A 13,268-nucleotide genomic window follows, 5' to 3' on the forward strand; every position below is an offset into this window, starting at 1 on the left:
GGCGAGGGTCTCGGCGTAAGCTGTCGAAGCTCTTCTGACTGGAGGTGTCCTCGCAATGTCGCTGTCTTCCGATGCTTCAAATACGACCACCGGCGCGCGGCTCATCGTCGACGCGCTGTTGACGCATGGCGTCGAGCGCGTGTTCTGCGTGCCCGGCGAAAGTTTTCTGGCGGTGCTCGATTCGCTGCACGACGAGACCTCGCGAATTCAGACGGTCGTGTGCCGTCACGAGGCGGCGGCGGCCAACATGGCTGAAGCCGTCGGCAAACTGACGGGCCGTCCCGGCGTGGCGATCGTCACGCGCGGGCCCGGTGCGACGCATGCATCGATCGGCGTGCACACCGCGTTTCAGGACTCCACGCCGATGATTCTGCTGATCGGCCAATGCGCGCGCGAGCATCTCGATCGCGAGGCGTTCCAGGAAATCGACTATCGACGCATGTTCGGGCAGATGGCGAAGTGGGTCGCGCAAATCGACGACCCGGGTCGCATTCCCGAGTACATGAGCCATGCGTTCCATACGGCGACGTCGGGCCGGCCTGGTCCCGTCGTGCTGTCGCTGCCGGAAGACGTGCTGAGCGAAGCATGTGCCGTGATGCCGGGCGCGCCCGCGTATCAGCGCGTGGCCGCCGCGCCGGCGTTGCAGCAGATCGAACGTCTGCGTGCCCTGCTGGAAGGCGCGAAGAAGCCGATGGTGATCGCAGGCGGCAGCGGCTGGACGCCGCAAGCGTGCGAGGACTTGCGCACGTTCATCGAAAACTGGCAGTTGCCCATCGGCCTCGCATTCCGCTTTCAGGACACGCTCGACAACGAGCACCCGAACTATGCGGGCGATGTGGGGCTCGGCATCAATCCCGCGCTCGCGAAACGCATCGAGGATGCGGACGTGCTGCTCGCGCTCGGACCGCGCCTCGGCGAAGCGACGACGGGCGGCTACACGCTGCTCGACATTCCGAAGACGAAGCAGACGCTGATCCACGTTCATCAAGGCGCGGAAGAACTGGGACGCGTCTATGCCGCCGATCTGCCGATCGTCTCCGGCATGCCGGAAATCGCAGCGATGCTCGCGGCACTCAAGCCATCGGCAAAGCTGGCCTGGGACGGCACGGCAAAAGAGGCACACGACGCGTACCTCGAATGGCGCAAGCCGCGTGCGATTCCCGGCGACGTTCAGCTTGGCGAGATCATGCTGCAATTGCGCGAGCACCTGCCGAAGGACGCGATCCTGACCAATGGCGCAGGCAATTACGCGACGTGGCTGCACCGGCATTTCGCGTACCGTCATTTCCGTTCGCAACTGGCGCCGACGAGCGGCGCGATGGGCTACGGCGTTCCCGCTGCGATCGCGGCGAAGTCGATGTATCCGGACAGAACGGTCGTTGCGTTCGCAGGCGATGGCTGCTTCATGATGTCGTCGTCCGAGCTTGCGACGGCGATGCAGTACGAACTGCCCGTGATTTTCATCGTGGTGAACAACGGCCACTACGGCACGATCCGGATGCATCAGGAGCGGCACTATCCGAACCGCGTCCACGGAACGGGCCTGACGAACCCGGACTTCGCGGCATTCGCGCAGTCGTTCGGCGCGCACGGCGAAACGGTGGAGCGAACGCAAGACTTCATGCCTGCGTTCAAGCGCGCGCAAGAATCGAAGAAGCCTGCCGTCATCGAAATCCGTCTGCCGCAGGAAGCGAGCACGCCGGGCGCGACGCTCGAGCAGGTTCGCGCGCAAGGTAGCAAGCTGCGCGGAGAGTGATGCAAGCGCGCAAACGCGCGCACTGCCGGCGGCAGATGTGGCATACGCGACATACGCGGCATGAAAACAAAAGCCTCGCAGAGCAAAAACTCTGCGAGGCTTTTTTATATCGTCAATCGCATCAGGCTGCGACGCTCAGCCAGCAACAACCGCCGGGCGCCGCACGCCTTGACGGCAATTACTTGCCGCCCACGCTTTGCAGCGTCGTCCACTTGCCATCGACAACCTTATACAGCGTGATGCCGCCGTTCTTCAGATCGCCCTTCGTGTCGTAGGCCAGATCCTTCGTCGTCACAGCAGGCATGTTGGTCTTCGCGAGCACGGGCAGGTACTTGGCCGGATCGGTCGAGTTTGCCTTCTTCATCGCGTCGAACATCGCCATTGCGCCGTCGTACGCGTACGGCGAGTACGTCTGAACGTCTTCACCGAAGCGCTTCTTGTACTTCGCGACATAGTCCTTGCCGCCCGGCATTTCTTCCAGCGGCAGACCCGCCAGCGAAGCCACCGTGCCGTTGGCCGCATCGCCTGCGACTTGCAGGAACGTCGGCGTGTGCACCATTTCGCCGCCCATCAGCGGAGCCTTGATGCCCAGCGTCTTCATCTGCTTGACCATCGGCGCAGCCTGCGAATCGGCGCCGCCGTAGTAGATCAGATCCGGCTGGACCGACTTCAGCTTCGTCAGGATCGACTTGAAGTCGACGGCCTTGTCGTTCGTGAACTCGCGATCGACGATCGTACCGCCCGCTGCCTTCGCTGCCTTCTCGAACTGGTCGGCGAGACCCTGGCCGTAAGCCGTGCGGTCGTCGACGATCGCAATCTTCTTCATGCCCAGGTTCTTCACCGCGAACGTGCCCGCGACGGAGCCCTGTTGCGTGTCCGAGGTCATCATGCGGAACGTCGTCTTGAAGCCTTGCTGCGTGTACTCCGGCGCCGTCGCCATTGCGATCTGCGGAATGCCCGCATTCGCGTAGATGCGCGATGCCGGGATCGTCGTGCCCGAGTTGAAGTGGCCGAGCATGCCCTTGATGCCATCGTCGACCAGCTTCTGCGCGACCGTCGTGCCCGTGCGCGGGTCAGCCTGGTCGTCGGCAGCATCCAGCACGAAGCGAACCTGCTTGCCGCCGATCATCGGCTTCGTCGCGTTCATGTCTTCGACTGCGAGCGTGATGCCGTTCTGGAAGTCCTTGCCGTAGTGCGCCTGTGCGCCCGTCATCGGGCCGGCGAAGCCGATTTTCACGTCTTCGACCTGCTGAGCGTGCGCAGTCCCCGCCAGCGATATGGTCGCGAACAGCGTCGCGCCTGCCAGCTTTTTCATCGTGTTTTGCATATCTTCTCCTTGGTACCAGGTGTGGACGGCGCGGTGATCGGGGTCGCCGTCTCGCGCCATTTTTTTGAATCGATCAAACGAGGTTCGCTCAGCCGATCGTCATCAAATTCGCATTACCGCCTGCTGCTGCCGTATTCACGCTGACCGAACGTTCCGTCAACAGACGTTCGAGCGCGTAATCCTCATCGCCGCTCTCCAGCGCGCGCGCCGCGACGCCCTGCACCGACACGATCGGCCCCGCGCGCTTCGCGACATCCTTCACGAGCGTCAGCAGTTCGTCGCTGTCGCCTTCGAAGAGCACGGCATCGAACGATGCTTCCGCGTTCTTCTTCACGCTCGCGTACTGCTTCAGCGCGGCGGGGAGCGCAGCATACAGCTGCTCGCCGGCCGCGCCTTCGAACAGCGCCTTGTTGCCCGTCGCGAGCGCCGCCGCGAACTGCACGCGCGCGCCGCTTGCCGTCGACGCGACGCATAGCACCGTGCCTCGCGCGCCGAGCGTGTACGTGTTGCGCTCGCCCGTCGGACCGGACAGCACGGCCGTCGCGCCCGCCGGGATGTGCGCGAGGTAGCCTTCACAACGCGCGGCGAGGACCGGCTCGCGTTCCGCGATCAGCCAGTCGCGCAGCGCCGTCAGCGCAGCGGCTGGATTATCGCTTGTCGCGCCGCCAGCCGCACCATTCGATGCGCCATTCGGCGCGCCTTGCGAGGCATCGACCATCAGCGTCTGCGCGAGCGACTTCGGCAAGCCGGCTGGACGCGTCGCGAGCAGACGCTGCAGATAGAGCGCGCCGCCCGCCTTCGGACCCGTGCCCGACAGCCCTTCGCCACCGAACGGCTGCACGCCCACGACTGCGCCGATCACGTTGCGATTCACGTAGATATTGCCCACGTGCGCGCGGCTGATCACATGCGCGATCGTTTCGTCGATACGCGTGTGGATGCCGAGCGTGAGTCCATAACCCGTCGCGCGGATCTGTTCGAGCAGTTTGTCGAGCGCGCTGCGGCGATAACGCACGACATGCAGCACCGGACCGAACACTTCGCGCTTCAGTTCGTCGATGCTGTCGAGCTCGATCAGCGTCGGCGGCACGAACGTACCCGCCGCGCAACCGTCGGGCGTCGGCAGCTGCGTGACCTTGCGGCCCTTCTCGCGCATCGCCGCGATGTGCGCATCGATACCGCGCTTCGCTTCGGCGTCGATCACGGGACCGACGTCGATCGACAGACGGTCCGGATTGCCGACGGCCAGTTCCTTCATCGCACCCGTCAGCATTTCGAGCGTGCGATCCGCGACGTCGTCCTGCAAACAGAGAACGCGCAGCGCCGAACAACGTTGACCGGCCGAATCGAACGACGATTGCAGCACGTCCGCGACGACCTGTTCCGCGAGCGCCGACGAATCGACGATCATCGCATTCTGGCCGCCCGTTTCGGCGATCAGCGGAATCGGCTTGCCTTCGGGGTCGAGCCGGTTCGACAGCGTCTTGTTGATCAGACGCGCGACTTCCGTCGAGCCAGTGAACATCACCGCACGCGTACGGGCGTCGGCCACCAGAGCAGCGCCGACCGTTTCGCCGTCGCCGGGCAGCAGTTGCACCGCGCCTGCGGGCACGCCCGCTTCGCGCAGAACGCGCACGGCTTGCGCGGCGATCAGCGGCGTCTGTTCAGCGGGCTTCGCGAGCACGGTGTTGCCCGCTGCGAGCGCAGCGGCCACCTGGCCCATGAAGATCGCGAGCGGGAAGTTCCACGGGCTGATACACACGACAGGGCCGAGCGGACGATGCGTATCGTTCGAGAACTCGTCGCGAATCTGCGCCGAGTAGTAGCGCAGGAAGTCGATTGCTTCGCGAATTTCAGCGACGGCGTTCGGCAGCGACTTGCCCGCTTCGCGCACGACGAGGCCCATCAGCGTGTGCATCTGCGCTTCGAGCAGATCGGCGGCACGCGCGAGGCAATCGGCGCGCGCTTCGACGGGCGTCGCCTGCCAGATCGGCGCAGCGGCGACTGCATGCGCGAGCGCGGCGCTCACATGCTCCGGGGTCGCTTCGACAACCGTGCCGACGACGTCGCGATGATCGGCGGGATTGCGCACGTCGCGCGCATTGCCGACGGCGATCTCGTTGTCTTCGAGCATCGGCGCAGCGCGCCATGGATGATTCGCGCTTGCCAGCAACGCCGACGACAGCGACGCGAGACGATGCTCGTTCGACAGATCAAGGCCCATCGAATTGCTGCGTTCCGCGCCGTACAGATTGCGCGGCAGCGGAATCTTCGCGTGCGGCGCGCCGAGCGGCATGATCTTCGATGCTTCTTCAACAGGATCGGCGACGAGCTCCTTGACGGGCACGCTTTCGTCAGCGATGCGGTTCACGAACGACGTGTTCGCGCCGTTCTCCAGCAGACGGCGCACGAGATACGCGAGCAGCGTTTCGTGCGTGCCGACGGGCGCATACACACGGCACGGACGGTTCAGCTTGTCGCGGCCCGTGACTTCTTCGTACAGCGGCTCGCCCATGCCATGCAGGCACTGGAACTCGTACTGGCCGGGATAGTAGTTGCCGCCCGCGAGGTGATAGATCGCCGACAGCGTGTGCGCGTTGTGCGTCGCGAACTGCGGATAGACAGCATCGGGCGCGCCGAGCAGCTTCTTCGCGCACGCGAGGTACGACACGTCCGTGTAGATCTTGCGCGTGTACACGGGATAGCCTTCGAGGCCATCCACTTGCGCGCGCTTGATTTCCGTATCCCAGTACGCGCCCTTCACGAGGCGCACCATGATGCGGTGACGGCTGCGGCGCGCCAGATCGACGATGTAGTCGATCACGAACGGGCAGCGCTTCTGATACGCCTGCACGACGAAGCCGATGCCGTTCCAGCCTTGCAGCTCGGGATCGAAGCACAGCGCTTCGAGCAGATCGAGCGAGATCTCCAGACGGTCCGCTTCTTCCGCGTCGATGTTGAGGCCGATGTCGTAGCGACGCGCGAGGATCGCGAGCGCGCGCACGCGCGGCAGCAGCTCGCTCATCGTGCGTTCCTGCTGCGAGCGCGAGTAGCGTGCATGCAGCGCCGACAGCTTGATCGAAATGCCTGGGCCTTCGTAGATGCCACGGCCGCCCGCCGCCTTGCCGATCGCGTGGATCGCCTGCTCGTATGACGCGTAGTAGCGTTGGGCGTCGGCTTCCGTCGTCGCGGCTTCGCCGAGCATGTCGTACGAGTAGCGGAAACCGCGTGCTTCGAACTTGCGGCTGTTCGCGAGCGCTTCGGAGATGTTCTCGCCCGTGACGAACTGCTCGCCCATCAGGCGCATCGCCATGTCGACGCCCTTGCGGATCAGCGGCTCGCCGCCCTTGCCGATCATGCGCGTCAACGCCGACGACAGACCCGCTTCGCTATTCGTCGTCACCAGCTTGCCGGTGATCATCAGGCCCCAGGTCGCCGCGTTCACGAACAGCGACGGCGCGTGCCCGACGTGCGAGCGCCAGTCGCCCTTGCTGATCTTGTCGCGGATCAGCGCATCGCGGGTCGCGCGGTCGGGAATGCGCAAGAGCGCTTCGGCGAGACACATCAGCGCGACGCCTTCCTGGCTCGACAGCGAAAACTCGTGGATCAGCCCTTCGACGCCGCCGCCCGAACGCTTGCCGCGCAGCGCTTCGACGAGCTTGCTGGCCATTGCCTGCACGTCGCTCGCGATGTTCGCGGGCAGACGCGCCTGGCCGATCAGGAACGGCACGCACTCCGGCTCGGGACGGCGGTAAGCCGCCGTGATCGCCGCGCGCAGCACCGATTGCGGCTGCACGCTCTGCGCGAATTCGAGAAACGGATGCGATGCGTCGCTCTCGTCGGAATCGGAGGCGGCACCGTCGGCCAGCTCGGTTGCGCCGTGGTTGCCCGACAGTTCGGCGGGCAACTGGCCGTGCTCGATCTTTTCGAGGTAAGCGAAGATCGCCTGCTTGATCAGCCAGTGCGGAGTGCGTTCGAGACGCGTGGCGGCATCTTTCAGCCGGGTACGCAAAAGGTCGTCGACCTTGACGCCAAGGGTGGTGCTCGCCATGTTTCCTTCTTCACGTGCCGGGCGGACGCCGGCCAAAGACTAAAAAGTTGGCCGAATCGTACCCCTCTCAATAAAAAGGTGCAACCAGTTCGACGAATCGGTTGCACCCTTCGGCGAGCCTTGCTGCATAAGGATTTGCGGTCGAAGTGCACCGTTCCGATGCGCGTGGTTGCGCTCGGTGTTTTCCCTGGATCGGGTTTGTTTCGACGCACCCTTATCGAACGCCGAATTTCGCCGTTATACCGGTCATCAAATGCGTAGCGACGCACGGCACGGGGCTCGACGTCTCGCTAAAACAGGGTGGCCGGAATGGAAAAGTGGATCGTGGTAACGGGAATCTGGATGATGTTCGCGTCGTGCATGGTGCTGTTCATCCGTGGCGCGACGGGCCCGTCGCGTAACGGGTTGCGGCCCGTTGAAGTGAAAGACGACGAGCGCGATGTCAAGCAGCCGGAGTCGTTTCGGGTCTGACGGCCGGCGCGTTTCTCAAGCGTCGGCGCACGTATGACGCGAGCGCGCCTTTGACAGACGGACCGCTCTCGCGCCTGACAGGTCAGCAGTGACGGGGCGAGAACCCGCCGCAACTGTCGCGCGGCGCGACGAGCCGATCGTGCACGATGCACAGCCTGCTATCGGCGACGCTCGCGCCGAATCCCGAACCGAATACAGCGAGGCCCGGAATGCTCTGCTCAAGTGAATGCCGATCGTCGGCGCGGAACCGGCAGTCCGCGCAGCAAGGACGGCGCGCGCCGGGTTGCGCGCCGATGTTGTCGTCGAGAACGGCGGGTGCGCTCACGAGCCCTGTCCCAAGCTATTCCAATACGGTGCGAACACGTGCGCGGACAGCGCGTAGCCGATGGCGATATTGACGGCCACGCCGACGGTGAACGCGACAAACGGCTTCACGCCCGTCGCCGCCCGCACGTAGATGCGCGCAAGAAGCCCGCAGTGAGCGGGCGGCTAGATGTCGAGAGGATCGACTTCGATGCTCCAGCGCAGCACGCCTTTGATCGTGCGCAGCGCGGGTTGCCACGCGCGCAACGTCGCCTGCAGCGCCGCGCGCGATGCGCTTTCGACCAGCAGTTGCGCGCGATGCACATGCATAACCTTGACGATGGTGAGCGGCACGGCGTCGTAGACGGTCACGCGCGAGGCGGCGGGAATGTCGGCGAGCGCCGCCGCGGCCTGTTGCAGGAAGATGAGCGAGGCGTCGAGGGTGCGGCCCTCGGCGCGCAGCATCGCCTGATAGACGAATGGCGGCAGATGCGCATCGCGGCGCTCGGCAAGCGTCGAATTGGCGAAGCCGATGTAATCGTGGCGTGACAGCGCGTGATACAGCGCGTGCCGCGCATAGCGCGTCTGCACCAGCACTTCGCCCGGCAGGCCGGCGCGGCCCGCGCGTCCGCTCACCTGCATCAGCTGCGCGAAAAGCCGTTCGCTCGCGCGGAAATCGTGCGAGAAAAGCGCGGTGTCGGCGTTCAGCACACCGACCAGCGACACGCGCCGGAAATCATGCCCCTTCGCGATCATCTGCGTGCCGACCAGGATATCGACCTCGCCGGCATGGACATCGGAGAAAAGCGCCTGAGCGCTGCCTTTGCGACGTGTGCTGTCGGCGTCGATACGCAGCACGCGCGCGCCCGGCACGGCGCTCGCCAGCGCCTCCTCGACGCGCTGCGTGCCGCGCCCGAGCGGCGCGATATCCACGTTCCCGCATTCCGGGCACGAGCGCGGAATACGCGATTCCCAGCCGCAATGATGGCAGCGCAGCGCGCGTTCGGGCTTATGCAGCACGACGTAGGCGCTGCAGCGCGGACAGCCCGCGACCCAGCCGCACGCGTCGCAGGCGAGCTGCGGCGCATAGCCGCGACGGTTCAGGAACACGAGGCTTTGCTCGCCGCGTTCGAGCCGCGTTTTCAGCGCCGCGATCAGCGGCCCGGAAAGCCCTTCGACGAATGCGCGTCCGCGCCGCCGTTCGTCCTCGAGGTCGATGAGCCGGACGCTCGGCAGCACCGCTTCTGCGACAGCGCGGCGTGACAACGTCAGCCGCTTGTAGCGCCCCTGCTCGACCTGCCACCAGCTTTCCAGCGACGGCGTCGCCGATCCCAGCACGACGGGCACATCGAGCTGCTTTGCGCGCCAGACGGCGAGATCGCGCGCCGAATAGCGCAAGCCTTCCTGCTGCTTGTACGCGGGGTCGTGCTCTTCGTCGACGACGATGATCGACAGATGCGGCAGCGACGCCAGCACCGCCAGCCGCGTGCCGAGCACGATGCGCGCGCGGCCTGTGTGTGCCGCGAACCAGTTGCGGGCGCGCTCGCCTTCGGCCAGGCCGCTGTGCAAGGTGACGATCGCGGTATCGTCCATCGACGCGAAGCGCGCGCGGAACGCAGCTTCGAACTGCGGCGTCAGGTTGATCTCCGGCACGAGCACGAGCGCCTGTGCCTGCGGATTCGCCGCCAACAGCGCCGCCAGCGCGCGCAGATACACCTCCGTCTTGCCGCTGCCCGTCACGCCGTGCAGCAGAAACGGCGCGAAGCCTTGCGCGTCGCGGATGGCTTCGACGGCGGCCGTTTGTTCGTCGGTGAGCGTCGGCAGCGTCGAGCTCTGCGGGGCGTGATGCTGTGACGGAAGCGGCGCGGCGGGATCGATCACGTCGAGCGCAACCCAGCCTTCGGCTCGCCAGGCTTCGAGCGTCGCGGTGGCCTTGGGATGCAGCGCGCGGGCATCGGCGGCAGACAACGACTCTGCTTCCGCCAATGCGGCCGCGAGACGGCGCAGCGCGCTCGCGCGGGCGGGCAGCGCGTCCGGCAACGCGGCGCGGCCAGCGGGCAGCAGACGGTAGTGCTCTTCGGGCGCGAGCAGCCGCGCCCAGCGCGCCGCATCGCGCAATGCCTGTGGCAGCGCCGGCAAAGCGACTTCGCCGATGCCGCGCTGGTAGTAATCGGCGGCGAATTGCGCGAGTTGCAGCCAGTGCGGAGAAAGCGGCGGACATGCGGCGCACACGCCGGCCACCGACTTCAGACGATCGTGCGGCACTTCACTGTGAGCGGTCACTTCTGCGATAAGCCCGATCACGTGGCGCTTTCCGAACGGCACGCTGACGAACATCCCCGGCGCCGGCGACAGCGCGGCGTCACAGCGGTAGTCAAAGAGCGTCGGCAGCGGATGATCGAGCGCAACGCGGACGTAGGTGCCCGTCAAATCGTCGATCCGCATATCCGCCGTTGATCGGGACGGTTATTCACAGGCTGGAGCCCCCAAGCTCACACTTAAAGTAAAACTTCAATTTCGGCGCTAAGTTTTGAATTTGCATCGACAATTGCGATTCGCCAGTCCTGCCTGTGGATAACTTTGTTGAGAACTCGGCCCGAATGCGCCGAAGACCGCGCCACGCGGGCCTCTGTGTGGGATAGCGCACATTTGTCTTAAGATCCGCAAAGCCTTGTCACTCAAGGGATTGATCAAAAATCCGCGGATCTTTCGAGCCGAGGGCGACAATCAATCCCTCTACTGCGGCGCAACGTGACAAATGTGCATAAGTCAAGTCTTGACAACGTCGAGAGCGCCATTGGGCGGCCTTTGGAACGCTAATTTCCCCTTTCGCCGAGAGGCGGGATCGTTGCACTGCAACAAAACCGTCATATTGCGATGAGCCCGCGTTATGCCGGCTGTTTGCCGCCCGCAGCACGGATGGCGAGACTGTGGCGATGCACTTCGTCGACCAGTTCGGCGACGTGTTCCGGCGGCGTGAACTGCGAAATGCCGTGCCCCAGATTGAAGATGTGACCGGGGTGATTGCCGAAACTGTCGAGGATTGCGCGCGCCTCGATGCGGATCGTCGACGGCGGGGCGAACAGCACGGAAGGATCGATATTGCCCTGGAGCGCGACCTTGCCGCCGACGCGCTCGCGCGCCTTGCCCAGATTGACCGTCCAATCGAGTCCGACGGCATCGACGCCCGTCGCTGCAATCTCTTCGAGCCACAGGCCGCCGCCTTTCGTGAAGGTGATCACGGGCACACGGTTGCCGTCGTGCTCGCGTTTCAACTGGCTCACAACCTGCTGAATATAGTGCAGCGAGAAGCGCTGATAAACGCCATCGGCGAGCGCGCCGCCCCACGTATCGAAAATCATCACGGCTTGCGCGCCGGCTTCGATCTGCGCGTTCAGGTAGGCGGCCACCGACTTCGCGTTGACATCCAGAATGCGGTGCATCAGGTCCGGGCGGGCGTAGAGCATCGACTTGACGGTTCTGAAGTCGTCCGAGCCGCCGCCTTCGACCATGTAGCAAGCGAGCGTCCACGGACTGCCTGAAAAGCCGATCAGCGGCACGCGCTGACGGCCTTGGGCGTCGGTGAGCGCGGTGCGGATCTGGCGCACGGCATCGGTGACGTAGCGCAGCGTGCTGTCGATATCCGGCACCGCGAGGCGCGCGACGTCATCCTCGGTGCGCACGGGGCGCGCGAATTTCGGACCCTCGCCCACCTGAAAATCGAGACCGAGACCCATCGCGTCGGGGATCGTCAGGATATCGGAGAAGAGAATCGCCGCGTCCAACGGATAGCGGTCGAGCGGCTGCAACGTGACTTCCGTCGCGTAGTCGGGATTCTTCGCGAGTCCAAGGAAACTGCCTGCGCGGCTGCGCGTCGCGTTGTATTCCGGCAAATAGCGTCCCGCCTGGCGCATCAGCCAGATCGGCGTGTAGTCGGTCGGCTCACGCAGCAGTGCGCGCAGGAAAGTGTCGTTGAGGAGGTTGTGGGCCACGTCGCTTGCAACTGAAGGCAAAGCCGCATTTTAACCGTTGAGCGTGGGCGGGAACCTGCGTAATCCCCGCAATTGCTGTTTGTCCTATGCCTTTCTGCCGATGGTCACAGATAGTCGCGCGGGCTATTATCCGTTCCGTTGAACCACAAAAAACAACGATAGAGGAGATTCAATGAAGAGAAATGCCCTGCTTCTCGCCGCTGCACTGTGCTGCGCCGGCGTGGCCCAAGCGCAAAATGCCGCATCCGCTCCCGCAGCTTCAACGTCACGTCTCGACGAAATCACCGCACGGGGCACGCTGCGGGCCTGCACGACCGGCGACTACAAGCCGTACTCGTTCTACAAGCAGGACGGCCAGTTCGAAGGCATCGACATCGACATGACCGAATCGCTCGCCAAATCGCTCGGCGTAAAGGCGGAATTCGTGAAGACGTCGTGGTCGAATCTGATGAACGACTTCGTCGCGAAATGTGACGTGGCTGTAGGCGGCGTATCGACCACGCTGGACCGCCAGAAGCGCGCGTTTTTTACGGAAGCGTACCAGGTGGACGGCAAGACGCCTATCGTGCGCTGCGACGACGTCAGCAAGTATCAGACGGTCGCGCAGATCGATCAGCAGTCCACGCGTGTGATCTTCAATCCGGGCGGCACCAACGAGCGCTTCGCGCGTCAGTTTTTCAAGCACGCGAATCTCACGGTGTATCCGGACAACGTAACCATCTTCAAGCAGATTCTCGCGGGCAAGGCCGACGTGATGGTGACGGATGCGTCCGAGACGCTCCTCCAGCAGAAGCTCAACCCCGGCCTGTGCTCCGTGCATCCGGACAAGCCGTTCCAGTATGGGGAAAAGGCGTGGATGGTGCCACGCGGTGACGTGGTGTTCCAGCAATACGTCGACCAATGGCTGCACCTCGCGCGCGAGAGTGGCGAGTATCAAGCCATTTCCGATAAGTGGCTGAAATAAGCCGAAACGCGCGGAGTTTGTGACGGCCGGGGCAGTCGTACTTATCTGTCGAGGCAACAGGCTGCCTCCGTCCGTCACGCGCAATGTTTACGGTTCGCCCGGCAAGCGATAGGTTCGGGCGGGATGGTCGGTTGATTTCGCAGGGCAGCGATGCGAAGTGGCGCAGACAAACGTGGCTTTCAAAAAGTGCAGTCGGGATCCGGTATGAGCATTCGTGTCCGCACTTCTGGGTGCGCACTTAATGCAAAGCCTGCTCGGCTTGCCAGCCACGATGCAATGCAACATGCGCTTTGGTGACGGCCGAAACGAGACCGGCATGGGACTGAAAAGGTATCGGTAATAATTGCAGTTAAATCACTTCGCTATCGCAATAAATCCCGCCGCGCCTTATCCGGCGGGCGTTA

General features: G+C 64.2%; 8 protein-coding genes. 3 read left to right on the forward strand and 5 right to left on the reverse strand.

Going from position 1 to position 13,268, the window contains the following annotated elements; genetic code table 11:
• The first annotated feature begins 55 nt into the window (after positions 1-55).
• Complete coding sequence (locus AABE10_RS21710) at positions 56-1,756, forward strand: thiamine pyrophosphate-binding protein (protein WP_342935316.1); 1,701 nt, start codon at positions 56-58, stop codon at positions 1,754-1,756.
• A 178-nt stretch (positions 1,757-1,934) separates the two neighbouring features.
• On the opposite strand, the gene AABE10_RS21715 is transcribed toward AABE10_RS21710, so the two are convergent.
• A complete protein-coding gene (locus AABE10_RS21715; RefSeq protein WP_342935317.1) occupies positions 1,935-3,083 on the reverse strand; it encodes a branched-chain amino acid ABC transporter substrate-binding protein in 1,149 nt (382 codons plus the stop codon).
• Between the two features lie 88 nt (positions 3,084-3,171).
• Complete coding sequence (gene putA, locus AABE10_RS21720; protein WP_342935318.1) at positions 3,172-7,134, reverse strand: trifunctional transcriptional regulator/proline dehydrogenase/L-glutamate gamma-semialdehyde dehydrogenase; 3,963 nt, start codon at positions 7,132-7,134, stop codon at positions 3,172-3,174.
• 309 nt (positions 7,135-7,443) lie between these two features.
• Here putA and AABE10_RS21725 point away from each other — a divergent pair, with 309 nt between their 5' ends.
• The gene (locus AABE10_RS21725; protein WP_342935319.1) at positions 7,444-7,605 is read left to right on the forward strand and encodes a hypothetical protein; all 162 of its coding nucleotides are present in this window, start codon (positions 7,444-7,446) and stop codon (positions 7,603-7,605) included.
• Between the two features lie 82 nt (positions 7,606-7,687).
• Here AABE10_RS21725 and AABE10_RS21730 read toward each other — a convergent pair whose 3' ends face one another.
• From AABE10_RS21730 to hemE, 3 genes are all read right to left on the reverse strand, one after another.
• Entirely contained in the window at positions 7,688-7,930 is a 243-nt protein-coding gene (locus AABE10_RS21730; protein WP_342935320.1) for a hypothetical protein, read from the reverse strand.
• A 164-nt stretch (positions 7,931-8,094) separates the two neighbouring features.
• A complete protein-coding gene (locus AABE10_RS21735) occupies positions 8,095-10,353 on the reverse strand; it encodes a primosomal protein N' (RefSeq protein ID WP_342935321.1) in 2,259 nt (752 codons plus the stop codon).
• A 443-nt stretch (positions 10,354-10,796) separates the two neighbouring features.
• Positions 10,797-11,900 carry a uroporphyrinogen decarboxylase gene (gene hemE / locus AABE10_RS21740; RefSeq protein ID WP_342935322.1) on the reverse strand — a complete coding sequence of 368 codons (1,104 nt, stop codon included), beginning with the start codon at positions 11,898-11,900 and terminating at the stop codon, positions 10,797-10,799.
• Between the two features lie 172 nt (positions 11,901-12,072).
• Between hemE and AABE10_RS21745 the strand changes: the two genes are divergently transcribed.
• Positions 12,073-12,864: a transporter substrate-binding domain-containing protein gene (locus AABE10_RS21745; RefSeq protein WP_342935323.1), complete on the forward strand. Its 792-nt coding sequence runs from the start codon at positions 12,073-12,075 to the stop codon at positions 12,862-12,864.
• Positions 12,865-13,268 lie beyond the last annotated feature (404 nt).

Source organism: Paraburkholderia diazotrophica, assembly GCF_038900755.1.
Taxonomy (GTDB): Bacteria; Pseudomonadota; Gammaproteobacteria; order Burkholderiales; family Burkholderiaceae; genus Paraburkholderia; species Paraburkholderia diazotrophica_A.

Bases quoted from the DNA above. Each gene is read 5' to 3' on its own strand.
- AABE10_RS21710 (WP_342935316.1), top strand. From the start codon at position 56: ATGTCGCTGTCTTCCGATGCTTCAAATACGACCACCGGCGCGCGGCTC.
- AABE10_RS21715 (WP_342935317.1), bottom strand. From the start codon at position 3,083: ATGCAAAACACGATGAAAAAGCTGGCAGGCGCGACGCTGTTCGCGACC.
- putA (WP_342935318.1), bottom strand. From the start codon at position 7,134: ATGGCGAGCACCACCCTTGGCGTCAAGGTCGACGACCTTTTGCGTACC.
- AABE10_RS21725 (WP_342935319.1), top strand. From the start codon at position 7,444: ATGGAAAAGTGGATCGTGGTAACGGGAATCTGGATGATGTTCGCGTCG.
- AABE10_RS21735 (WP_342935321.1), bottom strand. From the start codon at position 10,353: ATGCGGATCGACGATTTGACGGGCACCTACGTCCGCGTTGCGCTCGAT.
- AABE10_RS21745 (WP_342935323.1), top strand. From the start codon at position 12,073: ATGAAGAGAAATGCCCTGCTTCTCGCCGCTGCACTGTGCTGCGCCGGC.